27 protein-coding genes are annotated in these 26,854 nt (G+C 60.7%); 15 read left to right on the forward strand and 12 right to left on the reverse strand.

The features are described 5' to 3' along the window. Positions 1 to 93: 93 nt before the first annotated feature. Entirely contained in the window at positions 94 to 4,389 is a 4,296-nt protein-coding gene (locus tag QOL62_RS15675; protein ID WP_086493698.1) for a strawberry notch family protein, read from the reverse strand. Between the two features lie 118 nt (positions 4,390 to 4,507). Here QOL62_RS15675 and QOL62_RS15680 point away from each other — a divergent pair, with 118 nt between their 5' ends. Then, on the forward strand, positions 4,508 to 5,173 hold the full coding sequence (locus QOL62_RS15680; RefSeq protein ID WP_283406924.1) for a UPF0149 family protein: 666 nt from the start codon (positions 4,508 to 4,510) through the stop codon (positions 5,171 to 5,173). A 42-nt stretch (positions 5,174 to 5,215) separates the two neighbouring features. On the opposite strand, the gene QOL62_RS15685 is transcribed toward QOL62_RS15680, so the two are convergent. Beyond that, positions 5,216 to 7,252 (reverse strand): ParB/RepB/Spo0J family partition protein, encoded by a 2,037-nt coding sequence (locus QOL62_RS15685; protein WP_086493696.1) that lies wholly within the window; start codon positions 7,250 to 7,252, stop codon positions 5,216 to 5,218. A gap of 153 nt (positions 7,253 to 7,405) precedes the next feature. Here QOL62_RS15685 and QOL62_RS15690 point away from each other — a divergent pair, with 153 nt between their 5' ends. After that, positions 7,406 to 7,681 carry an HU family DNA-binding protein gene (locus QOL62_RS15690; protein ID WP_086493695.1) on the forward strand — a complete coding sequence of 92 codons (276 nt, stop codon included), beginning with the start codon at positions 7,406 to 7,408 and terminating at the stop codon, positions 7,679 to 7,681. Between the two features lie 57 nt (positions 7,682 to 7,738). Here QOL62_RS15690 and QOL62_RS15695 read toward each other — a convergent pair whose 3' ends face one another. Next, positions 7,739 to 8,617 carry a DUF7146 domain-containing protein gene (locus tag QOL62_RS15695; protein WP_283406925.1) on the reverse strand — a complete coding sequence of 293 codons (879 nt, stop codon included), beginning with the start codon at positions 8,615 to 8,617 and terminating at the stop codon, positions 7,739 to 7,741. A gap of 417 nt (positions 8,618 to 9,034) precedes the next feature. Between QOL62_RS15695 and QOL62_RS15700 the strand changes: the two genes are divergently transcribed. The 4 genes from QOL62_RS15700 (at position 9,035) to QOL62_RS15715 (ending at position 11,079) form a co-directional block, all read left to right on the forward strand. After that, positions 9,035 to 9,604 carry a LuxR C-terminal-related transcriptional regulator gene (locus QOL62_RS15700; protein ID WP_283406926.1) on the forward strand — a complete coding sequence of 190 codons (570 nt, stop codon included), beginning with the start codon at positions 9,035 to 9,037 and terminating at the stop codon, positions 9,602 to 9,604. A 62-nt stretch (positions 9,605 to 9,666) separates the two neighbouring features. Next, positions 9,667 to 10,011, forward strand: a complete 345-nt coding sequence (locus QOL62_RS15705) for a hypothetical protein (RefSeq protein ID WP_283406927.1) — start codon at positions 9,667 to 9,669, stop codon at positions 10,009 to 10,011. 52 nt (positions 10,012 to 10,063) lie between these two features. Then, positions 10,064 to 10,504 (forward strand): hypothetical protein, encoded by a 441-nt coding sequence (locus tag QOL62_RS15710; protein WP_086493691.1) that lies wholly within the window; start codon positions 10,064 to 10,066, stop codon positions 10,502 to 10,504. Further along, positions 10,447 to 11,079, forward strand: a complete 633-nt coding sequence (locus tag QOL62_RS15715) for a JAB domain-containing protein (protein ID WP_283406928.1) — start codon at positions 10,447 to 10,449, stop codon at positions 11,077 to 11,079. The genes QOL62_RS15710 and QOL62_RS15715 overlap by 58 nt, the downstream gene beginning before the upstream one ends. A 137-nt stretch (positions 11,080 to 11,216) precedes the next feature. Here the strand turns inward: QOL62_RS15715 and QOL62_RS15720 are convergent, their stop codons facing one another. Next, positions 11,217 to 11,495 (reverse strand): hypothetical protein, encoded by a 279-nt coding sequence (locus tag QOL62_RS15720; RefSeq protein WP_143840488.1) that lies wholly within the window; start codon positions 11,493 to 11,495, stop codon positions 11,217 to 11,219. Between the two features lie 173 nt (positions 11,496 to 11,668). Between QOL62_RS15720 and QOL62_RS15725 the strand changes: the two genes are divergently transcribed. The 4 genes from QOL62_RS15725 to QOL62_RS15740 all read left to right on the forward strand — a co-directional run bounded on the left by QOL62_RS15725 (position 11,669) and on the right by QOL62_RS15740 (position 14,415). Continuing rightward, positions 11,669 to 12,424 (forward strand): helix-turn-helix transcriptional regulator, encoded by a 756-nt coding sequence (locus QOL62_RS15725; RefSeq protein ID WP_086493688.1) that lies wholly within the window; start codon positions 11,669 to 11,671, stop codon positions 12,422 to 12,424. 87 nt (positions 12,425 to 12,511) lie between these two features. Further along, a complete protein-coding gene (locus QOL62_RS15730; RefSeq protein ID WP_086493727.1) occupies positions 12,512 to 13,138 on the forward strand; it encodes an acyl-homoserine-lactone synthase in 627 nt (208 codons plus the stop codon). A 12-nt stretch (positions 13,139 to 13,150) separates the two neighbouring features. After that, on the forward strand, positions 13,151 to 14,065 hold the full coding sequence (locus QOL62_RS15735) for a phytanoyl-CoA dioxygenase family protein (RefSeq protein WP_086493687.1): 915 nt from the start codon (positions 13,151 to 13,153) through the stop codon (positions 14,063 to 14,065). A 5-nt stretch (positions 14,066 to 14,070) separates the two neighbouring features. Further along, positions 14,071 to 14,415 (forward strand): MarR family transcriptional regulator, encoded by a 345-nt coding sequence (locus tag QOL62_RS15740; protein ID WP_086493686.1) that lies wholly within the window; start codon positions 14,071 to 14,073, stop codon positions 14,413 to 14,415. 21 nt (positions 14,416 to 14,436) lie between these two features. Here the strand turns inward: QOL62_RS15740 and QOL62_RS15745 are convergent, their stop codons facing one another. After that, positions 14,437 to 14,697, reverse strand: coding sequence for a helix-turn-helix domain-containing protein (locus QOL62_RS15745; RefSeq protein ID WP_086493685.1), 261 nt, complete (start codon positions 14,695 to 14,697; stop codon positions 14,437 to 14,439). A gap of 171 nt (positions 14,698 to 14,868) precedes the next feature. On the opposite strand from QOL62_RS15745, the gene QOL62_RS15750 reads away from it, so the two are divergent. From QOL62_RS15750 to QOL62_RS15765, 4 genes are read left to right on the forward strand one after another with little or no spacing between them, the layout of a single operon-like run. Then, a complete protein-coding gene (locus tag QOL62_RS15750; protein ID WP_283406929.1) occupies positions 14,869 to 15,426 on the forward strand; it encodes an RNA polymerase sigma factor in 558 nt (185 codons plus the stop codon). Continuing rightward, positions 15,360 to 16,460 (forward strand): FecR family protein, encoded by a 1,101-nt coding sequence (locus QOL62_RS15755; protein WP_283406930.1) that lies wholly within the window; start codon positions 15,360 to 15,362, stop codon positions 16,458 to 16,460. Before QOL62_RS15750 ends, QOL62_RS15755 begins: the two co-directional genes overlap by 67 nt. Before the next feature lie 43 nt (positions 16,461 to 16,503). Continuing rightward, positions 16,504 to 19,101, forward strand: coding sequence for a TonB-dependent receptor (locus QOL62_RS15760; protein WP_240511518.1), 2,598 nt, complete (start codon positions 16,504 to 16,506; stop codon positions 19,099 to 19,101). Positions 19,102 to 19,112: 11 nt separating this feature from the next. After that, complete coding sequence (locus QOL62_RS15765; RefSeq protein ID WP_283406931.1) at positions 19,113 to 21,176, forward strand: Atxe2 family lasso peptide isopeptidase; 2,064 nt, start codon at positions 19,113 to 19,115, stop codon at positions 21,174 to 21,176. A 14-nt stretch (positions 21,177 to 21,190) separates the two neighbouring features. On the opposite strand, the gene QOL62_RS15770 is transcribed toward QOL62_RS15765, so the two are convergent. From QOL62_RS15770 to QOL62_RS15800, 7 genes are all read right to left on the reverse strand, one after another. Further along, positions 21,191 to 22,876, reverse strand: a complete 1,686-nt coding sequence (locus QOL62_RS15770) for an asparagine synthase-related protein (protein WP_086493924.1) — start codon at positions 22,874 to 22,876, stop codon at positions 21,191 to 21,193. Next, positions 22,873 to 23,544 (reverse strand): lasso peptide biosynthesis B2 protein, encoded by a 672-nt coding sequence (locus tag QOL62_RS15775; protein ID WP_086493923.1) that lies wholly within the window; start codon positions 23,542 to 23,544, stop codon positions 22,873 to 22,875. The genes QOL62_RS15770 and QOL62_RS15775 overlap by 4 nt, the downstream gene beginning before the upstream one ends. 60 nt (positions 23,545 to 23,604) lie before the next feature. Further along, on the reverse strand, positions 23,605 to 23,739 hold the full coding sequence (locus QOL62_RS15780) for a benenodin family lasso peptide (RefSeq protein ID WP_143840505.1): 135 nt from the start codon (positions 23,737 to 23,739) through the stop codon (positions 23,605 to 23,607). A 160-nt stretch (positions 23,740 to 23,899) separates the two neighbouring features. Beyond that, positions 23,900 to 24,538, reverse strand: coding sequence for a GntR family transcriptional regulator (locus tag QOL62_RS15785; RefSeq protein ID WP_240511557.1), 639 nt, complete (start codon positions 24,536 to 24,538; stop codon positions 23,900 to 23,902). 3 nt (positions 24,539 to 24,541) lie between these two features. Next, positions 24,542 to 24,952, reverse strand: coding sequence for a helix-turn-helix domain-containing protein (locus QOL62_RS15790; RefSeq protein ID WP_010336447.1), 411 nt, complete (start codon positions 24,950 to 24,952; stop codon positions 24,542 to 24,544). 141 nt (positions 24,953 to 25,093) lie between these two features. Continuing rightward, positions 25,094 to 25,516, reverse strand: coding sequence for a hypothetical protein (locus QOL62_RS15795; protein WP_086493922.1), 423 nt, complete (start codon positions 25,514 to 25,516; stop codon positions 25,094 to 25,096). Positions 25,517 to 25,684: 168 nt separating this feature from the next. Further along, on the reverse strand, positions 25,685 to 25,987 hold the full coding sequence (locus QOL62_RS15800) for a hypothetical protein (RefSeq protein ID WP_143840504.1): 303 nt from the start codon (positions 25,985 to 25,987) through the stop codon (positions 25,685 to 25,687). On the opposite strand from QOL62_RS15800, the gene QOL62_RS15805 reads away from it, so the two are divergent. Further along, a complete protein-coding gene (locus QOL62_RS15805; protein WP_051125371.1) occupies positions 25,986 to 26,774 on the forward strand; it encodes a DsbC family protein in 789 nt (262 codons plus the stop codon). The two genes, QOL62_RS15800 and QOL62_RS15805, sit on opposite strands and share 2 nt — an antisense overlap. Positions 26,775 to 26,854: the final 80 nt, after the last annotated feature.

Here is a 26,854-nt window from a genome sequence, read left to right on the forward strand (position 1 = left end):
TAGAAGGGATGAAGTGCGATGCCGCCGCGCTTCCCCCTTCCTTCGCAATATAGTGGGAACTGGAGCGGCATAGCCTCGCGCGGCAGCGGTGGATCAACTCCGATCCTCGATGATCCTCGTCAATATGGCGCATGCGCGATCGGGTGGCAGAAACAGCCTGGTCCTGAAGCTCAAGACCTCCGAGAATGCCCCGCAGGACTTGAGCCAGGTGCGATCCTCCGGCCGATAATCGCGGATCTCGAGGCGGGGACTATCGTTGACCTGGACCCGAACCAGCCTGGCTGGGCCCAGGCCCGGGATCGCTACGCCGCCGGGCATGCGTGCGCCGGCGATGATCTCGTCAGGCCCGAGAATCACGCCGCCAGCAAGCCCGAATGCCTGTTCGAGCCGTTCGAGGGCGCCAGGATGGATGATACGCCCGAGGATGGACATGCCGGTGCCGTTGTCGATCCGCCATACGCGCATGTCATCGGCGGGAAGCCTGTTCCACACGGGCAGGAGCAGGCCCGTCGCCAGCGTGATCGTTTCGACCACAAGCTTTTCTCCGGCTTCGCAGGCCTCCGCGTCCCAGAGCGCCTGGAAGCTGTCACGCCCGATCTCCTCCCAGTGGCTGCCGGCAAGTGCCGCGACGTCCATTCGCGCCCGGCCACCAGGGCGTATGAGATAACAGCGTTCGATCCATTGGCCGTCCTCGTCCTGCCCCGGCCATGTCGGCACATAGAGCGCCACCCGACCCGAGCGCGTATTGTGCAGCCACCGCACCTCGCCCGACCCGCGCAACTCGTACTGCAACGCGGCCCAACTGGTGACCGGCGGTCTTCGATGAAGTTCGAGCCGTAACAGCCTCGTTTCGGCGCCCGTCATAGGGTCGGCGCGCAGAAGCTGGTCGGACAGGACATGCACACGTTCGGCGCGGATCGTCTCGATCCCAAGGTCGAGCGTTCCGGCGGCCCGCGCTGCCTCGACGCGATCCTCGACCAGTCCCAGGAATTCTTCGAAGATGCGGTTCTGCGTGGCGATGCGCAGGGCGAGGATGCGATTGAGCCAGCGGTGGATCGGCGGCAGGCGCTCCTTCAGTTCCCCGCCCTCGTCGCACAGTTCCAATCCGGTGATCTCCTGGAAATCGGCGAGCGTCACACTGCGCAGCTTGCCCTCATAAAGAAGATGGAACCACTGGACGAGCGCATCGCGCGCGAACTCGGATTCCAGACTGTCGGATGGGTCGAAAAGATTCTGCGATCCGGCCTGACGTTGGCCGCGGGTCAGCGCGCCCAGCGATTCTAGGCCCCGGATGATCGTGCTAAGGAACCGGCGCTCGCCGCGGCAATCGGTCGTGAGCGGGCGATAGACCGGCGGCGTCACCTGGTTGGTGCGGTGGCTGCGACCGAAGCCCTGTACTGCCGAAAGGATGCGAAATCCCAGTTCGAGGAGAAAATGGGTCCGGCGACAATGCGCGGTCGGGCAGTTCCGATCCGAATGCATGGACCGGCCGGTGCTCCCCGCGAGAGAGAAGGCAGCGATCGATTTATTGCCGTTCTGAAAGGCCTGGACCTCGAGGACATTGGCGCGGGCGCCGCGCCTCTCGATCTTCTGCCGGCCCGTACTGTCGGTGACGATGCGCCGGGAACGGCCCGTGATCTCGGCGACCCGCTCCGTACCAAAATGTGCGATCAGCGCGTCGAGCGCGGTCGGAATGGCAGGCAGAGCGCACAGGTCCTCGATCAGTTCGTCGCGAGAAGCAATTGCCTGCCTGCAGAGCACGGGATTGCCTTGGGCGTCACTCATCGGTTCCGAGCGAACCGTGCCGTCATCGGCGCGAAAGACCCGCATCTGGCGCACCGGGAAGGCATTTTTCAGATAATCGACGAGGGTCTCCTTGGGAGAGACCTGGACATCCATCATCGCCCGTTCCTCCGGCGAGAGTTCGGACAGTCGCCGGTCCATGATGGCTTCGCCCGTGCTCGCCAGCTGCACCAGCACGGCATTACCCGCCGCCAGTTCCTGCTCGATGGCCGCGATGAGCGTCGGGATCTTCAGGCTCACGAGCAGGCTGGAGAAAAACCGCAACTTCGCCCCCTCGAAGGAGCTGAGCGCTGACCCGCGCGCCTGGCCGTTCTGGGTCTTGCCGGAAATGCGGTCGACTACGCCGATCTCGGCGAGAACGTCTCGCAGGCCTCGATGGATGATCCCCCAACTGTCCGCGTAGGCATCGTATACCGAGATCTGGTCCGGCGTGAGCGCATGCTCCAGCGGTTCATACTCGACGCCGGCGAAGCTCAAGGCGCGCGCGGTGTAGAGACCCATCGCCTTGAGATCGCGACAAACGACTTCGAGTGCGGCGATGCCGCCCTCTTCCATGGCCTTCATGAACATGTCGCGCGTGGCGAAGGCCGTACCGGCTCCCCATAGCCCGAGACGAACGGCATAGGCGAGGTTTTCAGGCCGGGCCGCGCCGGTTGCCGACATATAGAGGACGCGGGCACGTGGCAGCGCATTTTGCAGCCGGACGCCGGCGAGCCCCTGTTCCGAGCCGTGCGCCTTCCCGAAGTCCGTCTCGGTCCCGGCTGCGTGGGCCATGGCGTGGGATTCGTCGAAGACGATCACTCCGGAGAAATCCTTACCGGTCCAGTCCAGCAGCTGCTGCAGGCGCGATGCCGTATCATGGCGGCTCGAACGCAGCGCAGCGTAGGTCAGGAAGACGATGCCGCTTTCCATCGTGATCGGTGTGCCCAGCGCAAAGTTCGCGACCGGCTGGATATCGATGGCAAGGCCGCCAAGCGCCGTCCAGTCACGGCGCGCGTCCTCGATGAGATCGGCCAGTGAAATCCAGATCGCGCGGCGATTGCCGCGGTTCCATTGATCGAGAATGATGCCTGCCGCCTCACGCCCTTTCCCGACGCCGGTCCCGTCGGCAACGAAGAAGCCGGTCCGGTAGGTGCTGCCCTCCTCGTCCTCGAGCAGGCGATCACCGGCTAGATTCGTCGAGAAGCGCCCGGGAAGATCGCGTTCGTGCGCTTCGCCTGCATGGATGATGGTCTCAAGCTGCGCGTCGGAGAGCGCCTTGAAGGCACGCTTCTGGAGACGGGGGTGGTAGCGAGGCGCCGGAAGCGAGACGGATGCCATCGCGACGGATTCGACAAGCTCGTCCGGATGCGCGCAGGCGTCGTCGAACACAAGCCGAGTGGGTTGCCACCGGGAATAGATGCCGATCGCCTGTCCCGGTGCGAGCGGTGTATTGCGTACGTTGTACGATACCGGCTCGGGCAGTTCGCTCGCGGGAATTCGGACTGGCGGCGCTATTTTCCGTGACGGCCGCGTTATCAGGGGAGCGGTGAGCGTTGGCTTGGGTTCAGGGACGGGACGGGGCCTGGCCATTGGTGCGGGCGCCGGGGCTGGATCGAAAGGATCAAGCCGGGAGGGAAGAGCCAGCACGATATCGAGAGCCGCCTCGATCGTGTCCGCGACATGACGCTGGGCTTCTCCCGTCCATCCCTTGTCGTAAACGAGGAGGCGCACATCGATACCGGTGCCATGCTTGGCATAGGGGTTTCCGCGGATGGTGATCTCGGCGCGCGGCGGCGCCAGCTCGGCAACGGCAGTGTAGCCGAGCGAAGCGGTGCCATCGGCCGCGAAGTTCGGGGGCATGATGGCAACGCAGCGGCCGCCGTGGGCGAGGCGGGTCAGCGCGGCGCGCAGATGGCGGGCGCCGGCGTGGCGATCGACACCGCGCCCGGCACTGCGGCTGAAGGGTGGATTGATCAGCACCAGCGTCGGACTTGGAGCGCCCGCGAGCAGATCGCCGATATGTTCGCCGTCATGGCGAGTAACGGTTCGATCGAAGATCCGGCCGAGCAGGTCGGCCCGTTTCGGATCTAATTCATTGAGTTGCAGGCCCGCACCCGCTCGCCATGCAAGGACCGCGAGCATCCCCGTGCCCGCCGACGGCTCGAGCACGAGGTCATCCTGCCGGATCTGCCCGGCAAGGCCTGCGAGCCAGGCGAGGCTCAGCGGCGTGCTGAACTGCTGGAATTCAATCTGCCGCTCCGAACGATAGGTCTGGGTGGGGAGCGCGTGCTCGAACGCCCGCAGTGCCGCGAACATCTGCCGTGGTTCTCCCCGCAGGAGCGGGCAGTCCGCATCCTGGAGCAGCATCACCTGCGCGGCTTCGAGTGCATCGTAGGCATCGCGCATGGTCCAGGCGCCATCGGCGTCGTCGGCCCCGAATGCCTCCAGCATGAAGCGCTTGAGAGCCTGTCGCGTAATCTGCGCGCCGCGGCGCATGTGCTGGGCGATCAAGATGGCGACGCAATGCAAGGATGCTGGTGCATCCATGGTGGCGAAGGCGAGTTGGGACATATGCTTGGGCACCTCGGCAGATAACACGATCATTCATCGCTCCCTTCCCCCTCCCTCCGGTCCTTGCGCGCTGGTCCCGGTGCGGATGCCAGGAATTGTGGGGAGATGTCCCGAACGATGACGAGCGGGCGAAGGCGGGCTAGGAAGGGAAATGGCTTTCTCGTTCGACTATCTCGATGAGCTCGATCAGCTGCTGCTCGCGCAGGGCGACGACTGCATGCTGCTCACCCAGCTCGACGGCTTCCTCACCGGCGTCATCGTCAGTCCGGATCTCATCGTGCCCAGCCAATGGCTGAAGATGGTCTGGGCGGGAGACGACGGCGAGGGCATTCCCACCTTCGCCGATGCCGGCGGCATGCAGCATTTCATCGATCTGGTGATGCATCGCTACCATGAAATCCTCGCATCGCTGGCGCAGCCCGGCACGTTCGAGCCGGTGCTGGAAATCGACACCCGGACCGACGAGACGCTGTGGGAGATGTGGATCGGGGGTTTCGGGCAGGCGATGGATCTCTCGCCTGCAGGGTGGCTACGGGTTCTGGCCGACGATGACGCCGGATGCCGGGCGGCGATCGAGGGCATCCGGACATTGCGCGCCTTTGCCGACGGGACGCGGAAGCTCACGCGCGCCGAGGAGGATCGCTGGGATACCGAAGCGCCCGATCTGATCCCCATCTGGGTCGAGATGCTCCATCAGTGGCGGCTGGAGAATGATCCACACCGGCCGTCCAGCATCAAACGCCAGAAGATTGGCAGAAACGATCCTTGCCCCTGTGGATCGGGGCGCAAGTACAAGAAGTGCTGTGGCCTGAACTGATGGGACAAGGCGGGACCGGGACAAGCCCGGTCCCTGCGATCTTCACGCGGCGCGCGGCAGAGTTTCGCCTGTTGTGTTATCGGATGCGTCGATCGACCGGACGGGCATGTCCGCATCGGCATTCGCCACTTTAGCATCGGCATCGGCTTCGGCTTCCCCTTCGGCAGGGCCAAATCGCATCTGCTCGGGCAGCCAGGCGAGCGCCCGTTCCTGGATCTCGGGCTCGATGACCACGTCGCCGCCAAACAGCCGCTCGGCCGATGCGGCAAGGTCGTGCTTCTTCGAACCCGTATAGCGCACGCGCAATTCCTCGCCGCCGATCCCCTCGAAGAGAGCGAGGATGCCGGGCCTGGTCAGCTTGTCGAAGAAGGTCAGTGCAGTGGGGCGCCACCAGGCGGCGACGTCGATGCCGAGCTTGCGACCGAGATGGTTGAGGAGGTCGGTGCCCTCGCGCCCATCGGGAACGGCATGGAGCGTGCGCGCGATCGCCCATCCGAGCCAGGCCGCTCGCGCTTCATCGTCAAGCGCGCAGAAGGCATCGTAGCGCTCCTCTAACCCCGAGTAGCCGGTCCAGCTGCGGTCGAGCGCCTCTTCCAGCCTGCGCCATTCTGCCGCAGCCGCGGTCTCGGGCTTGAAATCGGCAAGCAACGGTTGGGGCGCCGTGGCATATAGATCGCTCGGCACGATGCAGGGCATATGCCGGCATTCCCGCTCGACCATGAGGAAGGTACCGAGATCGAGCGCGAATGCCGGGTCGCTGGCGACATGGACGGCGAGGAGCTCGGTCTTCATCATCGCCAGCATCTCCCGCAGGCGCTGGCTCATGGCGGGCGCGGTATCGATCGCCGCACCGGAGCCGCTGAGCCCGTCGGCAGGTTCGGCGTCTTCGTCATCGCTCTCGTCGGCACCCGTGTCGGCTGTGGGTGCGAGGTAGAGCTGATGATGGATCTGCGGGGTTCCATCGGGTTTCAACACCACATAGCCGAGCGCGGAGGCTTTCTGCTCGGCATCGATCACGGGTTCACGTTCGGTGATCGCATCCAGTTCAGCCTGGAGGTCGGCATAGCGCTGCGCCTCATCGCCTTCGGGCTCATAGGTTTCATCTCCCGCGGGAAGGTCGATCGCGGCGATTTCCGCTTCGATCTCCTGTTTACGCGCTTCCTGGTCGCCGGTGAGGGGCTCGACAGTTCCGCGCAGCGGTTGCAGCGCGAAGGTCGCCATGTAGGGAACGTGCTCGGCAGCAACCACCCGCACCTCGCCCAGCCCCTCACGCTGACGGATCGCCCCGGCCTGCACGGCGAGCTTTTCTGCGGCGAGGTCATCGAGGATATGGGTATCGATCCAGCGCTCATCGGTAGCGGTGGAAAACAGATCCTGGTCTTCGACACGCCCACCGGCGGCGATATAGGCGTCGCGACCGACCAGCAGTGCCCTGGGATCATCGGCGCGGTAGCTGTAGGTCTTGAGCGCCCGCCGGATCTCGTTGACGTTATCGCGCGAAAAGCCGGCCCGCAGCGATTCCCACACCGCCATCTGCCGGCCCGTATCTGCGGTCGTGGCATAGGCCTTGGCGACGTCGAGCGTGATCTCCTCGCCCTCGAGCGCGGCGAAGATCGGATCGGCGAGATTGGCCAGGCGCAGGCGGCCGAGCACGAAGCGTTCCTCGATGCCGAAACGCCGGGCAATGTCCGCAGGACTCAGCTTTTCCACCTCGATAAGATCGCGGAAAGCGAGGCAATCTTCGGCAGGAGAAAGAGCCTGCCTTTCGAAGTTCTCGACGAGGCTGATCTCGCGACCGTCCTTCGTATTGGAAAGGACCAGGACAGGCACTTCATGATCGGGCCGCAGCCGGCCCTTCTCGATCAGGCGGTGGATCGCGTCGAGGCGCCGGCCACCGGCGGTGATGCGGTAATGCCCCTTCTTTCGGGACACCGGCACGCCGACGAGGTTCTGAAGGAGGCCGTGCGCGGCGATGCTGGCTTCGAGCTCGGCATCGCCGCGCGGATCGGTCCGCTTGCGCACGTTGATGGGCGACTTGGCGAGATGGCTCGCGGGGATGAGCAGGGCTGGTTTGATCATAGGATAACTCCTGGAGCAGAGACGGCCCGCACAATCAGGCCGCGCGCCCTGCCCCCTTCCCCCTCTCCTTTCCGGTCGTGCCTTTTTGGGTCGTGACCATGGGCTACTGCGCGGCTAAGGACACGGGCTTCGCCATTTTCCAGGAGTCTCTTCATGAACAATTCCGAACTCGCAGAAGCGCTGGCGGTGGCGCTCGGCCTCACGAAAGCCGATGCACGCCAGGCCGTCGACAGCGTCTTCGATCTGATCACCGATGCCGCCGCGAAGGGCGAGGAGATTTCGCTGAACGGCTTCGGCAAGTTCAAGGTCAAGGATTCCCCGGCGCGCGAGGGCCGCAATCCGGCGACCGGCGAGACCATCGCAATCAAGGCCTCGAAGAAGCTGAGCTTCGCTCCGGCCAAGGCGGTGAAGGATCGCCTCAACGGCTGATGGGTTCGCTGCCCCGCGTCTCGTGACGCGGGGCAGCCTCCTCTCGTAGGCATCTCGTCAGGCCGCCCGCAGGCGGGTGGCGAGCACATCGGCCCAGTCGTTATGCCCTGCAGGCGGCCAGATACTGCGGATCTCGAGGTCAGGCCGAGCATAAGCTTCCAGAGCGCGCTGGTGCGCGGACCACCCGGCCGCATCCCTGTCGAACAGGAGCACGAGCCGTTCGAGACTTTCCGGCAAGAGGATATGCCCGGCGCGCTCGGCGCCCAGCGTGGCCCATACCGGAAGCCGGTGCAGCCGCATGGCCGCAAGCGCGGTCTCGATCCCTTCAGCGAGACCCAGAATGTCGTTCGCCGGCGCCAGCTGGACAGCGCCGCGACCGGGACGTCCCAGCATCATGCGAGGATCGGTCAAGTCGTTCGCGAGAGTGGATGACACCGGATCGAGGAAGGACCGGTGGACAGCGACGACCCGGTGTCTCTCGCGCACTGCGGCGATCAGCGCCGGACGGAATACCACGTTGCGGCCGCGTCCGAGCGGTGCGCGCGCGTTATAGCGCAGGTCTTGCCGCGGCGGCTGAAGCAGGCGCCCGGACAGGTAGGCTTCGGCCGGCGTACCGATGAGCGGAACAGATGCCTCCCATGCACGCAGGGCAGGCCCCGGTCGCGTAGCGGTCTGGTTCGAGCGCGATAATGGAACGTCGGGAGCCGGGCGGGGAAGAGGCAGATGCAGGCGGCGGATCGCATGGAGGACGGCGATCGTGTCACAGCCTGCAAAGCATTTGAACAGCAGGGCACAGTGACCGACGCGGATGGACAGGCTGGGATCGTGGTCGTCATGGGCAGGACACAGGCAGAGCCCCTGCCCATTCGTCCATCTGCCGCCGAGCCGTCGGCACAGCCGCTGGCCCTCGATCTCGAGGTCAGGTGCTGGGGCCACGATGCTCGCTTTCTGCATGGGCGGGGGATATGCGGATGTCGACAATGGGCGACATCCAGTGGAAGCTTCGCATGGCGATACCTCGTTTCGTTCGCCATTCGCCCTCCCCCTCCCTTTCGCCGCATCCCGCTCGCGCCCGACTCGAATTGACGTCGGCGTAAAAAGCGAGTCGTCGCCCGTACGAGCCGGGTTAATAGATTTTAACCGTCTACCGTTGCCTTAAGGCTACATATCATTGATTCCCTTGACCAATCGCCTGTTTGACCTGTCACCAGGCGGATCGGAGAGGTATAGTCTGAAGTGGCATGTGATCGAATTCGACACCGATACCGGCAGGCATAGCCGGAAGATCGGATACGACGCGCAGCAGGAAAGGTGCGACTTCATATTGCCCGAGGAGGGCGACGGGAAATGCCCTTGGTTACAGACCATTCGGACAAGATGAAGCTTCTCAGCCGGCGGCATGGCGACTGCTTGCGCGAGGCGGCAAAGAGCTATTCCGCCAAGGAAATCGGCCTGATTTTGGGTCTGTCGCCCAGCACCGTGAACAATCTCATATTCGAGGCGCGCCAGATATTGGGCGGGGTTTCCCGCAGGGTCGCAGCCCAGATGTTCGTGGCCTGGGAGGCACAAAATGCCCCATCAGAATTCCAACATTTTTTGCCCCCTCATTTATTGCCCCTAGGCGAGAACCGCGATTCCTGCCCTGATGTGCGTGTTGACGAACCTACGGACACACAGACGCAAGTAGCACAGGCAGTCGACAGCTTCGCGGAGGAACAACGGCTTTTGGCCAATGGAAACCGCGCTCGCTCGTTACGCGCCCTGCGTGATCTGGCTCCCGTCCGTACAGCAGGGAGGCAAGACAATGACCTGACCGGATCTTATACGCTGATCATCTTTGTGTTCCTGATGGCGGCGCTGCTCGTCATCATAGGTTCCGCAGTGTCGCTGCTCTCGGCGCTCAACACTCTCGTGAGCCAGTAGGGCAGCTTTTATCCCAAAACCCATATTCTTGAACCTGTCCGTGAGGATGGGAAGGAGCAACCATGCGCGCTCAACGCCAATCCATCGCCCGAAACGTTGCTGAACGTCTCTTCGCCGCTGAAGCGGCCCTCGATATCGCAGCCGCCCGGATTGCCGAACTGAATGCGGCCCTCCCCCTGGCTCGCCTGGATGCCCGTCTATCGGCGGCCATCGGCCAGGACGCCTTTGCCAGTTCCGCCTCGGCCCTGGTGCTCGTGGCCGAAACGCGCGAAAGGATCGTCGCGACCCATGCCAATCTCAAACAGGCCAGCGACGACATGGGCCTGACCGAGGTGAGCTATGGCGACCTGCTCAAGGTCAGGGGCACTATCTCGGAGCCCGCCGGCCAGCACCTGCGGGCGGTTTGATCGCCCGCGTCTCGTGATTGACGAGCTTTCACAAATCATGTTGCCATGGGTCATGACGAGACAAATCCTGTTCTCCGCTCTGCTGGTCGTCAGCAGCGGCTATGCGTTCGTGAAAGGGGGCCGTCCCGAGCAGATCGGGGCGGCAACCCTGCTTGGAGGCGCGGGTCTCAGCGTTCTGGCTGCATCGCCCGCAATACACCGCTTCGAGAACGTCGAGACAGGTATTCTTCTGACCGACCTGGCTATCCTGGGAATATTCCTATGGCTATCCCTTCGGAGCAATCGCTTCTGGCCGATGTGGGTTGCAGCGATGCTGGCGGACGAGGTCATCGTCCATGTCATGCTGCAGACAGTGCCGAATGTCGTGCCGCGCGCTTATATGCATGCGATAGCGGTATGGAGCTGGCTGGCGCAGATCGTCCTGATCGCCGCGACATGGCGTCATCAGGACCGACTGAAGCGCCGGGGTGCCGACGCGCCCTGGAAGAGCTGATCGGGCTCACCCGCCCGGACCGGGCCCGCGAACTGTCCGATCGCCTCTTCACCCGGTTCGGGTCACTGGGTGGCGCGCTGGCGGCGTGTCCGGCCGAGCGGATTGAGCTGCTCGACCACGCCATGGATGTCGAGCGAACATTCCGCTGCTTCCAGCGCGTGCTGAAGCAGATGCTGTGGTCCGCCCTGATCCGGCGACCGATATTGTCGAGCGATCAGACCCTTCACGACTATCTGCGCGGCAACATGGCCTATGAGCGGGTCGAGCATTTTCGCGTGTTGTTTTTGAACGCAGGTAACGAACTGATCGCCGACGAGGTCATGGGGATCGGGTCTGTTTCCGGTGTTCAGGTCTGGCCACGTGAAATCCTCAAGCGGTGCCTCGACCTGAATGCGACGGCTATTCTTCTCGCGCATAATCATCCGTCAGGGTCGCCCGCACCGTCGCGGGCGGATCGGGATCTTACAGAGAAGATCGCGAACGCAGCCCGATTCTTCGGTATCGTCGTGCACGATCATCTCGTCGTCGCGCGCCGCGGGATTGTGAGCTTTCGCGAGGCGGGGTGGTTGAAATGATGCTCATCTCTCCAATCCGCTGCGCGCTCTACGGGCCGGGGGCTGGACAATCCGCAATCAGGAGCGTCGCTGCGCGATACGCTGGTCCGGCGGATTGGCTGAGCCTTGCTCCAGAACCCGGAAAGCAGATGGACATATCAATGCACGTCCGCTTCGAAGTGTTCGACAATACGAAGAAGCGCGTCCCGGACCTCTTCGGCGTCGACGCCGAGTGTCTCCGCAATGACGGGGACAGGCTGTTTCTGGCGGAAAAAGAGGTCGACGGCCTCGGCTACATAGGGCGGCTCTTCGCGCAGTATCGCTTCAAGCTTGCGGGTATGGCGCGCAAGCCGCCGCTTGCGTTGCCAACGGGCATGCGCACCACGCGCACGAAGAAGAAGTTCGCGAAACGCGGTCAGGACTTTTTGGGTGGGCATGGCGGGCTCCACGCTGAAGATGAGGAAAACTACAGATCATCTGTCTTCCTCCTCCCGCTCCACTTCGCGAGACGCCGAAAATATTACGTTCGCCCTCAAACATAACGCCGAACATGGCGCGACCAATGGATGCCTGAAAGGAAATTTCCGAACATGAATTAAGGAGGCATACGATGTTCGACAGGGACGACTACAAGCAGATAGTCAGTATTCTGGGGGAGACGTCAGACGATAACCGGGTCTATGAGGCCCTTGAACGCCTGACATTCGTTTTGGGATTCGATCGGTTCGCGATCAGCCATCATGTCGATCTGCTGCACCCGCCGGTCGGCGCTTATGGTCTCACCAATTACGACAGCGACTGGCTGAATGAGATCTTAAGCGGGCAGTATTTCCTCGATGACCCGGTCCAGATCTCGTGCGACGGGCGAAACACCGGCTTCCTCTGGCCCAATCCCCGGATGCTGGAAACGCTCACGCCGCGTCAGCGCTACATCTTCGAACAGGGTGCGAAGCGGAACCTGCGCGGCGGTTACACGGTACCGATGCACCTCCCCGGCGAATATGCCGGAAGTTGCACCTTCGCCACATCGCGGCTTGACACAGTGCCATCCGAGGCGATGCCTGCCGCCTTCTTCGCGGTGTCCTTTGCCTTTGAAGCGATGCGGCGGGTCGTAAGGCTCCGGGCAGGTCTTGAACTCCCAGCGCCGCCCAAGCTCAAACCCCGAGAGCGAGAAGTGTTGATCCTGCTCGGGCGCGGCAAGACCTATGGCGAGATCGCGGACATCCTGCACCTCTCGGAACATACGACGCATGAATATGCCAAGCGCATCATGCGGGCCTACGGGAATATCCAGCGCAACAACCTCATCGCCCGCGCTCTGTTCGACGGCATCGTCACGTACCCCGAGTTGCTGTCGATGCACTGATCAAGTCCCAGTTCCGGGTACAGACTCGCGGTGTCCCTCACACCGATGATGCTCCCTGCCGATTCCGGCCAGACAGGGAGCATCACCATGATCCGGATTTTCGAAGGACACGAACCGCCCGGCGCCAACCCGGTTCTCGACGCCATGCATCATGCGCGCAAGCAAGTGTTCGTGGACCTGCTAGGCTGGGACGTCCCGGTGGTCGCCGAAGCGTTCGAAATCGACCAGTTCGATGATGGCCACGCGATCTACATCGTCGCCAGCGACGACAGCGGCGCCCATGAGGGATCCATCCGCTTGTTGCCCAGCAACCGTCCGCATGTGCTGGGGACGATCTTCCCTTCGCTATGCGACACAAGCGTGCCGGTTGGCCCGCAAATCTTCGAACTGAGCCGGCTATGCCTTTCGCGCGGCCTGCGGGCCGCCAGGAGGCTGGAAGTCCGCAATGCGCTCGCGACAGCCGTGGTTCAGTTCGCCCTCCAGCGCGGCATCGCCGGTTATAGCTGCGTTGCCGATTCCAGCTGGCTCAGCCAGATCCTTTCGCTGGGCTGGACGGTTCGGCCACTGGGTATACCGCAGATGATCGCGGGTCTGCCGACCGGCGCCCTCCTCATCGAAATCGATGCCGACACGCCTGACAAGCTGCGGGCGGCCGGAATCCACGTTCCGATGCGCATCCTTCCCACCACCGCGATCGATCACAAAGCCGCCTGAAGGGAGATAGTCGTGACCCTCATTGCTATCGACAGCCTGCAGCGGGACATCGAGCACTATGGCGATCAGCTCGACCGGGACGGCTATTGCATCGTCCGCGGTGCAGCGCCGCGGCTTCTGGTGGAAAAGCTGGGCGATGATCTGCGGGCCGGTTTCGAAACCACACCGCTCTCGCAGGGGCCCTTCTACGGCGACACGACGCGGCGGTTTCATGGGCTTCTGCACCGCTCACCGCGCACTGCCGGTTTCGTTCTCGATCCCCTGATCCACGGTCTTGCCGAGCGAATTCTCCGGCCCTGGTGCGATACGATCCAGCTCAACCTCACCCAGGCGATCGAGATCGAACCGGGCGGTCTCCCCCAGCCCCCGCACCGGGACCAGGACATGTGGCCCATCCATGCGCCCGGCGTCGAATATCTTCTCAACGTCATGTGGCCTTTTTCTGCTTACACGGCCGAGAATGGCGCAACGCTGGTCTGGCCGGGCAGCCATCGGCGCCAGGACGAAATCTTCATCGGCATGGAGGAGGCAGTTCCTGCCGAAATGCAGCCGGGCGATGCCCTGCTGTTCCTCGGATCCACCCTTCATGCAGGCGGAGCGAACGTGACCACGACGCCGCGGCGTGGGATGATCATCAGTTACAGCCTCGGCTGGCTCAAGCCTTACGAACTGCCGTGGCTCGCCTATCCGCCACATGTCGCTCGCACACTGCCGCGCGATGTGATGGGCCTTGCCGGCTACCGCGCCCATCGGCCCAACCTCGGAACTTACGAGGGCCGCTGTCCCTCGCTGCTGCTGGATGAAGCGCAGAACGGCCCGGTGGGCGCAATCGACATGCTTCGCCCGGATCAGGAGGCGCTGATCGCCGACTATCGGTCGGGGCTCCTGCCGGTCGCTCCCGCCCCGCTTCGGACCAGGGCTGGGTAAGCGCCATGGATCAGCGACAGCGCATCTGCGAAGCGCTCAAGCAGCAGCACCGCCTCGCTGAGCTCAAGCTCGGGCTCGCAAGGCGGCAATGGCCCGAATGGCTCATGGTGATCGATCTCTATCGCGCGAGGGAGCAGGGGATGAGAGAGGGGTTCAAGGCACTCGCCGCGACATCCGGGCTCTCAACCGCGACGGCCTTCCGCCGCACGGTGGAGATGATCGATGCGGGCATGTTGGACCGTAAGGCCGATCCAGAGGACCGGAGGCGAAGCCTTGTTTCGCTATCGGACAGGACCCGATGCCGGATGGATCACATTATGGATGAGTTGGGAGATATTTTGAAAAACTGACTGGCACGCAAGCGACGAATATCAGACCCGTCGGCCCCTTGGGATAGGCGGGTATTGATCATCAGGATATTTATCCAGAGGGACAAAGAGCTCACTTGGGTTGATATTTAAGGCGCTCGCTAGCCGCTCCAGCGCTTTCACTGACGGGTTACGATTTGCGCATTCAATCCCGCTGACATAGCTCCGCTTCATTTCGATCGATAAGGCAAGCTGCTCCTGGGTCATTCCCTGCAGCTTGCGATGATGCTTCACATTTCGGGCGAGGATACGAACCAACTCCATGAAATGGAGATGGCGATACTCGCCAACCCATGTCTGTCCCTTAATCGTGCCATTTGTGATTGCGTCATGGGGCTCTAGGTGGTTATCATGTAACGATAAGGAGGCATTTGAGCGCCAAAAGCGGGTCCAGTCGCTTGTAACTCAGGAGCTTCCCAGCGTGAGGCGGTGGAAGTGGATGACGGTCAATCTCTTAGCGGTGCAGACGAAACAGATGGTACGATTGATAGCGCGAGCCACGATGTAATCGTCCAACTCTACTGTGAAGAAAGTCGGTGGCTAACGCGATACTTCTATCCCAATTCAATATCCGCAGCGGAAGCCGATGAGCTTACCCAAGAGACGTTCGTTCGGTTTATTCGAAGTGGCGCAGTTAAAATTCTCACGACGCCCCAAGCCTATCTACGCCGTATTGCTATCAATCTGCTGCGCGACCGCGCAGATCTCTCTGCAACCCGCGTGGATAATAGGAAAAGTCCTTTGTCGGATGCTGACGACATCCCTGCCCCATTCGATCCGCTTCGAATTTTGACTGCTCGCCAGGACATCGCTCTTTGTGAGAGGCTGCTGGAGGAACTTGACCCCTTCGATCGCGAACTGTTTCTTCTCAACCGAGTGGAAGGGTATAGTTTTCGCGAGATCGGGCGGCGCATGGGGCTGAATGAGTGGGCGGTGAAGAGAAAGATATTCAAGGTGTTGGACCATCTGTTGGACGGGATGGAAGGCCAATGACGGACGAAGAACCGGGCTTGCTCACCCTCAGCCAGCAGGCACGCCGCTGGGCGATGGCGGTCCGCGAGAACCCGGCACGAAAGCCTGCTGCTAGGAATTGGTGCGCGCAGTCGCCCGAGCACCAGGCCGCATTCGACGTCGCCGACGCCGCGATATCGAACATCGTTGATCCCGCATCTGCGAGATTTCGCGAACGTCAAAACAGTCACAAAAGCGACAGCCGTCCCCGAAGGCCCTGGGCAAAGTTGGCGATCGCCGCATCGCTCGCCGCCATCCTTCTGCTGGGAGCTCATTTTGTGCTCGGCCAGAATTTGCGTTCGCCCTCCGCACCTACGCCGATTACATCCTCCGACGGGAAGTATGACGACGCGCCGCTTATCTTCACGACCCGGAAAGGTGAGGTCAGAAATATCACGCTTGCGGATGGCTCGGTCGTGACGCTCGATACCGATAGCCGCTTGCTCGTCCGGATGCATAGGGACCGCCGGGACGTCACGCTCGATCATGGCCGCGCCATCTTCGCCGTTGCTCATGATGTTTCACGCCCTTTCACCGTCACCGCGGATGGCGGCACTACCACAGCGCTCGGCACGCGGTTCGGTGTGGAACGGCGCGCGCATTGCCAGATGAATGTGGTATTGTACGAAGGGCGTATCGCAGTCACTCCGCCATGCGAGACACGCAAGCCATCGGCGTCGGCAGCGAAGAGCTACCTTCAACCAGGCGAACGGATACGCTACTCTGGCACACCCACGGTAACCGGCAATGCTGTCACCGAACCGGCGCCGGCCAACGACGAGCAATGGACAATCGGCGTGAAGAGCTATGACGATGAGGCCGTTAATGTGATCCTCGCCGAGGTGAACCTCTATTCCGACGTCAAGCTGGTGGCAGCTTCTCCAGAAGTTGCCGCGATGCGGGTGAGTGCGGAGTTGCATATCCGCAACCCCGAAAGTGTGGCGAAACATCTTGCCCGCGCGCTCGGCCTCACCGTTGAGAATCAAGGGTCGGACAGGCTCGTACTGACAAAATAATCGGCGGAATGCTCGCCGCTGAATTTCTCCCGTCAAGCTTTGTATGCGCGTCACGCAACGCGCCATCCAGGCAATGGGGGATGAAATGCGAGTGGTTCGTAACGGCTTTTTCGTCGGTGTTTGCGCTTGCGCGTTGATCAGCGCCACACCTGCAATGGCGCAAGCCGATCAGGTTCGAAATTTCGATTTACCCGCCCAGTCTCTAACCGAGGCACTGCGAGCCGTTGCCCGCCAAAGTGGTTTGGAATTTTCTGCCCCGGCCGATCCACTGCGGGGAAAGACCTCTAAGCCTCTCAAGGGTCAATTTTCACCGGCACAGGCAGCAAAGCGATTGCTGAAAGGCACAAGGCTGACCGCCGAAGTTATCGACGGCGCGCTGATCGTCAGGGTTGGAGGTATGTCGGCGGATGCGAACATGTCGGGAAACGGCGATGAAATCATCGTCACTGGATCCCACATAAAATCAGCTGAAACAGCCTCACCAACGATCCGGCTCGATGCGGATTCTATCAAACTGGCCGGTCAAACCGACTTGGGCGAAGCGATCCGTTCTGTTTCACAAAACTTTGGAGGTGGGCAGAACCCCGGCGTGGGCTGGGGCGCCAGCGGTGTCACAAATCAAAACATGGATTCCAGTTCTACTGCCAATCTTCGTGGGTTGGGCGGCGATGCAACTCTGACTTTGCTCAATGGCCATCGCTTGTCATACGGCTCATTCGTTCAAGCGGTCGATCTCGGGGCGATCCCTCTAGCTGCCGTGGATCGAATGGAAATCGTCGCCGATGGCGCATCAGCTATTTACGGATCCGACGCGGTCGGCGGCGTAGTCAACATCATTCTGAAACAGGATTACGACGGCGCTTCGCTGGCAGCTACTCTGGGCGGAGCCACTGATGGAGGCGATTTTCTTCAGCAGTACAGTGCAGCGGTAGGGAAGCGCTGGACCTCAGGTAGCTTAACTGCGACATATGAGCGTAAAACCAACAGTGCAATCTATGCGGGTGATCGTGCGTATTCGTCTCAAATGCCCGGTGAGAGTACGCTCTATCCGCAGACTCATCAAGACAGCGTGGTTGCCAGCCTGAGGCAAGTTCTAGGGGCCAGCGTCGAGATGCATATCGATGGAAGCTATAGCCGACGAACATCCTTTATAAACCAGCTAACCGATTATGGCCTAAAATATGAACAACGACCGGATGTCACGTCTTACTCCATCACGCCGTCGCTTCGCGTAGGCATGGTATCGGACTGGAACCTGAATATCTCCGCAACTTACGGAGAGAGTAACTCCAAATATGACGAGCGTGAATTCGATAATGATGAACTAACTTATAATGCGGTTGGGAGTTACTTCAATAGGCTAGTCACGGCGGAAGGATACCTCTCGGGAAGTCTAAAAGGCCTCGCCGCCCGGCCGATCGAACTCGTGCTTGGCGGCGGTTACCGCTACAACATGTATGAGGAAGAGTCGAAAAATGTGCTTTTGAGGCGGGGTTCTGTCAAAAGCTATTACGGTTTTGGGGAAGCGGCGCTGCCACTTATTGAACCGGAGGATCATCTTTCATGGGCATATAAGCTCAAGGTCAGCGCCGCGGTGCGTTACGAATATTATCCAGGCACGGCGTCGGTCGCCGTCCCGAAGCTCGGTCTCATTTACGCACCAAGCTCCGATTTCGACATCAAGGCTAGCTGGGGACGATCGTTCAAAGTACCAATACTATCCCAACAGTTTGCGCCGCACGTAACATATCAGTATCCAGCCACCTGGGTGGGTGCTTCTGGTTACCCGACGGGCTCGACGGTCTTGATAGATTATGGCGGTAACGTTGATCTTAAGCCCGAGCGAGCCGGGAACTGGTCTGCGACGCTCGACATTCACCCGTCTTGGCTGAAGAACTTCAGAGCATCGGTCAGCTATTTCGAAGTTGCCTATAAGGATCGCATTGTCCAGCCGGTGTCGGGTGCAGCGCTTTTCAGTGCCCTCTCCAATCCCATTTATGCCGCCTTCGTCAGTTACGATCCGACGGCGGAGCAAGTGCAGCAACTCATAGCCTCATCCTCGAAATATTATGACTATAGCGGGGGGAGCGGGACCAGTCAGACAATCGCCATCCTGTACGATCGGTATGTAAATGCTGCCCGGCAAAACATTCATGGTGTAGACCTGTCGGCCGAATATCGATTTGATTTGAGAGACGCCTCCTCGTTGACGATCAACGGCAATGCGTCCTTGCTTTGGTCGCGGCAGGTGATCAATGCGGATATGGGTGAGCTCCAACTCGCGGGGACCATTTTTAATCCGCCGCGCCTTCGAGCACGCGGAAGCATCATCTGGTCGGACCGGAAATGGACACTCGGCACCTATTTGAACCATATCGCGGGTCTCGAAGACAATCGTTCCTCACCATCCGTAAAAATCCATCCGATGACGACTCTCGATCTTTCGGCGCGGCTGACATTCCCCAAAGAAAGAACGGTCCTCGGCGGGCTGGCATTACAGATTAGCGCGCAGAATGTTTTTAACCAGCGCCCACCCTATGCGGCTCCAAGTGGTGCCTACAGCTATTATGTGAACTATGATTCAACCAACTTCTCACCAATTGGTCGCTTCATCAGCTTCACGATCTCGAAGGATTGGTAGGGACGGCGGACATGCGCGCTCGTATAAAAGGCGCATTTCAAGTCCGCACGGCGTCCCGATATACCGTGCGGATTTGTCTTGCTGTTTCATTTTTGCTGCTTGCACCAAGCGTCCGAGCGGAAGGTCTACGATGTTCCTTCATCGGATTGGCTGCAAAGCGCATTCCAGGTCCGATCAACACCGACGACTTAATGCGCATCCGGGATTTTGGTGGCGCGGGACTTGGCGCTCGGTCCGAGCCCTTCGTTCTCTCCCCCGATGGACGCGCAGCCGCATTACAACTGCGTCAGGCTGAACCGTCAAGCAACACTTACTGTACCGCCGTTCTGGTCGTGCCGACGGCCGGTACGGTAAACGCGAGGGTGCTCGACGATGGCGGAGAGGTCATTGCAGCCACGTCCAGTCGGTACGGCATCAGCGGACTGCCGTTGGGCATTCCCAAGCAGGCGATCATAAGATGGAGCCCCGACGGCAGGTTCCTTGCCTACACGAAGTTCTTTTCGGACCGATCCGAGATCTGGATTCATGATTTCGCCCGTCATGTTTCCAGGCGAAATCTGGTCAGCGATGTCGATATCGAGAGGATGGAATGGTCGGTAGACGGCAGGAAGCTTCTTTATGAAAGCCGCCCGGGACTGACGGCCGCGCGCAAGGTAATTGCGACCGAGGGATTGGGCGGTTTTCGGTTCGACAGCCGTTTCTGGCCACTTTCAAGCGACGTTCCGATGCCGCCGGCCGACAGTCCGCTTGTCACACGAGCGATCGATCCGTCGAGTGGGGCTGAGGAAACGTTGCAAGAGGCGGATAAAGCCGCGCTACATCCGAATGATGAGCGACCTGCACGCAGCACTGCGTTCGCTAGGCTTGGCGACGCTACAGCTTGGAGTGCACCGTCCGATGACGGTCTTTTCTCCGCAGGGAGGCTGCACGTGCAAGTCGGGCCAAAGGCGGTGCCCTGCACCTACGAGGCGTGTAGCGGAGTGGCCAATCTCTGGTGGCAACCACAAGGGACACTCGTTTTTCAGAGGCGAGCCGGAGTCGACGGCAGTCTGACCCAATTTTACGCGTGGACGCCAGGACGCGACCGTCCTCGCCTACTACTGGGCACGACAGATGCGCTTTTCGGGTGTCGTGAAAGTGGTGAGGAGATCGTTTGCGCGCAGGAGACGTCGGTCACTCCGCGGCATCTCGTCGCTGTTTCGGCACGGGATGGATCGAGGCGCATCATCTTTGATCCCAATCCGGATTATCCGGCCGCTGAGGCAGGGATCGTCCGCCGGCTCGAATGGGCTAATTCGGCGGGCGTTAAGACCTATGGTGATCTCGTGCTGCCGCGGCAATATCGGGGCGATCGCCGTTTGCCCTTGGTGATCGTTCAGTATGAATCCCGCGGATTTCTCCGCGGCGGCACCGGCGACGAATATCCGATTCAGGCGCTTGCGGCGAATGGGTTCGCCGTGCTGAGTTTTAATCGCACACCTTGGCAACCCAATGTCGATCATCCCGTCGGAGAAGATGAGTATCTTCGTTTGAGCATGGAAGACTTTGCCGACAGAAGGAATATCCTCTCGTCACTGACGGCGATCATCAGGCAACTGGATCGCGACAGAGTGATCGATCCTGCGCGTGTCGCAATCACTGGGCAGAGCGACGGCGCCGTGACGGCCACCTTCGCACTCGCAAATACAAGGCTCTTCTCAGCTGCGATCCTAAGCACATGCTGTGAGGGCGAGGCCATGTTGCAACAATCGGGGGAGAGCTACGATGATTTTTATGTCCGCATGGGTTATCCGGCGAACCACGCAGCCGGCAGGGAATTCTGGCGTCAGGGCTCGCTCGCTGAGGCGGAAGGGGCCAAACCAGTCCCGCTGTTGATACAGGCAGCCTCCAGTGAATTTCGCATGAGCCTTGCTACCTACCGCGAACTCAAGCGCCGTGGATGGCCTATCGAGTTCTATGTCTATCCTGACGAAGGTCACGTGAAGCTGCACCCCTCGCATCGCTTGGCGATCTACAATCGAAACATCGATTGGCTCGACCACCATTTGGACCTGTCGGGTTCTAGGAAGCGGTAGCTACGAACACCGGATCACGCCCATGTTCTGCACCACATCTCCACTTCGTGCAGATGGAGGATGCGCGTCGGTTTGCTGAGCAAGTTGTTCGATACATCTTGGAGACCAGCGATTGCGCTGCCGTCGATGAGATTGTGATCGGCAAGGCAGCCGTCCTTCAGATCGTCGATGATCTCGTGGCGAGAACGGGTCCATACCCGATACAAAAAGCCGTCGAAAGCGGCTTTCCCGAGACGGTTCGTTACCAGTTCGGGTAGAAATGGCTGCGTAGCCGCCCGCGCCAACGCGCGATCGCGGCCACCCCTAAACCAGAACCAAGTCGGGTAGGAGAGGCAAAGCTCGACAAGCGGGCGCGACAGAAGTGGGTAGATCGTGGGCCGACTGTCAGCGATGTTGATATAGTCTGTCGACGCAGTCGCCCTGGCGACGCTCCTGACATGCTGCTTTTGGCCCGGCGCACATGTCCGTGTCGCGACAAGCCACGGATGCGGCTCCGGATCGAGCAGTGAGCGTGCGTATGGCGTCAATATATCGGTATTTACCGGCCAGTTGACCAATAGGTCCCGTTTCCATGCCGCTTTCACGGCCTGTCGTAAAACCATTGGCAGCGACGTTCCGGTTACAACACAGATGTTTCTTGCCGTTGCCCACAACTCCGCCGATAGACCGATTTGCTTGAATTGATCCACCAGCGGATAGGCGGAGTGGAGCAAGCCGAATATATTGTCGCCTCCTCCTCCATTGAGATGAGCGTTGGCTGCCTGGGCATCGGCTTCCCCGGCACAAATTCGGTCGAACGCCTGGGTGAAGGATCGCGCCGAAGGCCTCGGGCGATGACGAGAGAGATTGGTACGGACATCGATATCGGCAGTTGATGCCAGGTGGCAAGCCATCGGTTGAGAGATATGGTCCGCCACAGCCATGGCATATTCCCGTTCATCTGCGAGCGGAGACGTCGTGTAGAAATGTGCGAGACCGATGTGGCCCGCCTGCGAAGCCAAGGCAGCGATCGCGGATGAGTCAAACCCGCCCGAGATGGATATCACCGCCCGAGGGTATCGCCCGCTCCATGCCTTTGTTACATCTATCAAGGTATCCCGAAGACGTTCGACCGCGTCCTCGAACTCGCATTCGATGTTCGCTCCGCAAAAATGCGAGGGGTCCCAGACAAGTTGGTGGCAGCTGCCATGCTCGTCGATAACCGCCATCTCTCCCGGGAGCACCTCGCTGATTCCCTTTAGACAGGTTTCCCGGCGGCGCCGATCAGGAGCAAGCAGGACATTGGCCACGCTTGTCCAGTCAATTGAGGCGGGCGAGCGCATTGTCCGTAAAATATCGGAAGCACTTGTGCCAATCGCGATACGCCCATGGCTACTGAGATAATAGCATGGGATCATACCAGAAGGGTCTCTGTAGATGACAGTTCTACGGGGCTCGGAGCCGATGGCGACAACGATGTGCCGTCCCCAGTTTCGTCGCGCGAATTTACGCACGAAGTCGATCGGGTCGGCGGTGTCGAAGGCATCCAGGCCCTCCCCCGTATCGTGTTGGGGAAAGCAATCACCAACCACAATGCCGCCGTCCGGGAGATGACGCACATTGAGGTCGGCGCTGGCCGTAACACGCACCGCACGTTTACCGGTGGAATCAGAACCAGCGGTTTCTCCGTATTTGAGGAGGATTGCATATTCGCAGTTCATGGTAGCGCGAGGATCGGGCTGAAGGGCATGACGGTTTCGAGATCCTGACCGACGAGAATGTTGTCGAACTGGACCCAGCAATGCGCCTGAAAGGGCTCGGATTGAACGCCGAACACGATCCTGGTCGGACATGAATGCCAAGCAAGAAATGTGCGCAGGGCGAGCGCATCGGGGAGACAGCGGTCTTTGCGGGGGAAAAATAGGGCTGCCTCGACGAACGATTCGACAAGAGGACTAAGATCCTTCGGAGTGGAAGAATTCCTTTTCTTAGTGCGTGGCGAGCCTGAAATCGCCAACAGGCCCTTCAGGGGAAGAGTACCCGTCAAGGCATTGAAGAACGCAAGCAACAAACAGGCCCATATAAAGCGAATCCAATATTTAGGGTTTCGGTCTGCCGTTGGATGCGAGCCGCATAGGGTATCCGTGCAGCGCGGAATGCTACATTGTTCGGAGGCCGTTCGACCGTTTGCCACGGGCTCAAACAGACCCGTGGCAACTAAGTCCGCGAGGATGGCCTGTTCGAGGACATTGCCAGTCGCCCAATCCCTCACATAAGCTTCCAATCGGGGCGCCAACATGCAGTAGCGGTCCCGCTCGGCATCCAGGAAAACCAGATGCTGCCCGGTAGCGCAAAAACCGACCCGGGGTTTGAGAACGACATCGCGCATAGTCAATGTCCGACTGTCACCTGGCCCGGCCTTGTAAAGGTCGGGCCAAGTTCGTTGCTGTCAGTCCTCGAGAATGCCCGGCTGCTGGCGACCCTGCGGATTGTCCGTCAGAAAGTCTCCACTGCCATTGGTCACGTGGCTGGCGACACCGAGTTCGATCACGCCGTCATCGGTGGCTTCGTATTCGCGTTCCATACTTACCTCCTTCTATTCGCCACACTGTTCGTGGCGACAGAAAGGCTATGCCGGAACCCTAATATATTCAGCCACTTTTGCTTTCATGGTGAAACTAATAAACGAACTATATCATGAAATAATCTTTCACATGCACCGGTCGTCATTTAATGCAGTGATTTCAGCTGTGTAACCGCGATTTCAGCGCTTCAGAAAGCATATTGGCAGCCCGAATTCGGCGACGGTGATAGTTCCAAAGGGCCTCCAGAAGCCTGCTTCCGGGCTCAAATCTTGCCAATACATTGGCAGAGACAAGCTCGTCACCGCAGTCCGACCAGCGTTCCGTTTCGACGAGTCGGATGGTGCGCAGGCGTTCACCTCTGTTGATGACAGCGGCCACGAGCTCGTTGGAAGAGGACCTGTTCGCCAGCGTGAGAAACATGCGCTCCGCGGTCGTGACGATGCGATCGGGAGCGGTGTAATCGGTCAGCCAGCCCTCGGGCGCCACAGGTTCGCGGAGCGCCTTTGGCCCAATCGCCTTGATGGCCATGCGGATGAGATGACCGTGCCATGTGTAGCAGTCCCGCAGCGCATCGGCACTCCAACTGGGCACTCTAAATCCCCGATGCGGGCCCATCAGCAGGAGCCGCTCACCATAAAGACGATGCAAGCCGTCGCGGACCGGTGAGCCGCTGGCCCCGATATCGTCGGCTATAGCCGCTATCGATAGCTCCATGTCGGACGCATAGCGCCCCGAAAGCACGGCTTCCTTAAGGTCCGCATAGACTTTCTCACCCTGGCGCGTTCCCGGCGACATCATCGTTCAGTCGTCAGGCGTGTGGTCGGCATCGCGTGCGAAGAGCTGGTGCGAGAGCGTGTCGAGGTTATGCCGGGCAATGGCATCTATGCAGACGGTTTCGAGCTTCGAGAGGTCTCCTTCGAGTAAGCCGCGGGGAAAGACCCGCTGATGTTCCATGAACAGCAGCGGAATGACGAGATGCCCGGTGGAAAGTCCGAGGGCATGCGCGCAGCGGAAGTGATCGTCGAGCCGCGACTTGGGGTTGCCGGCCTCGATCTCGCGCAGCCAGCGCGCGCCGATTCCGACACGAGCGGCGAAGTCTTCCTGCGTAATCTTTTCGGTACGCCGTTGCATTTCTATCCGTCTCCCCGACATCAGCTTGATCGTCGCAAGCACCGAGGGATCGCGTGCAGTGGGCATCGCCTGAAGCGGCATGACAAGATCTCCCTGCCAATGGCTCAAAGCTCCCGTGCACAGCCCAGTTCAGAGAAAATGTTGTTCGTTACGCCAAACGTCAATCCGGTAATGCTTTCATGGTGAAAGCATTATTCAAATAATCCCTACAGATAGTCGGTATCAGCGCGATCGCCGGACCGGAATGGTCTGGGCGGCTTTTCGAAAGGCTGCCTGTAGCTCCCCGTCCTCGGAACTCAGCAGCAGACTGAGCCCGGCATTATAAAGGCGCCATGTCGCTATGGATCGACCACAATGGCCACTATCAGCAAGGCGCGCGCCAACCTGCTCAACAAGATCGGCAAGGTGTGACGTCGTTCCCACGAAGCGGTTCGAGGAACCACCGAGGGCATTGCACACTGGGGATTCCAGCTCGGCAGCGATATCGGCCGGGTCGCTCGCATCGAGCAGGCTCATGGCGACATAGAGCGTCATGCCATAGGGGATGAATTCCTTCGCCAGGCGCGCAACCCGGCAATGGCAGGCGAGGAACTGATCGATGCCCTGCCCTGAGAGCTGCAGCTTGTATGTTCTCGAAGTCCTCATGCCGAGGCTCCCTGGCTGATTCGCAATCGAAGCGAACCGTCGTGCGACAGCGCTCCCACAGACAAGACGGTAAAATCCACGTCGTAGGGCACGAAAAGCGGAACTGACGTGCCGATTTCGGCACTGTATTTCCGAACCGGCATCTCAGTACCCTGCCTATTGTGCGGGTTATTTCTTCGCTTCATCCTTCATCCATCCGATCACCACGGGGAAGGCGAGCGCAGCCCAAATCACGCTCCCAGCCAGAACCGCATGACGAAAGCCGGCGCGCGGAATCGCACGCGCCGGAAGAAGGAGGCGTGTGCCAATGTTCCACAATCCTCGTGAATTGGCGATGACCGTCAGGCTACATCTCGTGTCCGGAAACGGGCGCGCTACGGCGCGGCGGAAAGACTCAGCCACGACTTCGTCATGGCCGAAGCGGCCGGGTTTATTTGGTAGCGTGGCTGGTGCCGCAGCGCTGGCGTTCATGTCGGCTGTCCCCATCCATGCCGGTGCACGGGAACATGTCGCGGCCGAGCCCCAAGATGCTGCGCGAACGCAGGCTCACGGTGACCCGCTGGCCAACGCACAGGCTGAAGCCGAGCAGCAGTTACACCAGACCTTCACCAACCTGCGCTTCGAGGACTTCGGTCCCGCACCGGTCGAAGGACCGCTCTATCAGGCCACCGCGGGCGGCAAGATCATCTATTTCGCGCCGCAGAGCGAACACCTGCTGTTTGCCACGGTCTACGATCGCAATGGCGTCAATCTGACCGCACTTGCCCAGGAACAGGGCGCGAGCCGGCGCCTGAAGGCGATCGATCCGGCCAAGGCGCTGGCGGTCGGTCCGGTGGACGCGCCGACGGTGATCGAGTTCACCGATCCCGACTGCCCCTACTGCCAGGCGCTCGACCGCTACTGGAACGCCAAGGCAGCCGAAGGCAAGCCGGTCCGGCGGCTCATCTTCTTCGTGAGCGGCATCCACCCGACCGCAGCGGCCAAGGCAGAGCATATCCTGTGCTCGCCCGATCGCGAGGCAGCGTTCAGGGCCGCCTATTCGGGCCAGACCCCGCCGGTTCTGCGCCAGTGCGCGGCAGGTCGCGACAAGGTCGCCGCAGACGCCGAACTGGTCGCCAAGGTGGGCGTCTCGGGAACGCCGACCCTCATCGCGGACGGCAAGCTCATCTCGGGCTTCCAACAGGCCGAGCTCGAGGCGTTTCTCGACCGGCACACGAAGCCCGCGCTGGCGAAGGCCGCGACCGATGCGCCGCGCTGAGCTCGCACGCACCGTCGCAGATAGCGACGATCTCTTTCCGGAGGGCATCCAGCCTGCGCCGATCCCGGCGGGGCGGGTGA

It is taken from the genome of Novosphingobium panipatense, assembly GCF_900182875.1.
Classification (GTDB): domain Bacteria; phylum Pseudomonadota; class Alphaproteobacteria; order Sphingomonadales; family Sphingomonadaceae; genus Novosphingobium; species Novosphingobium panipatense.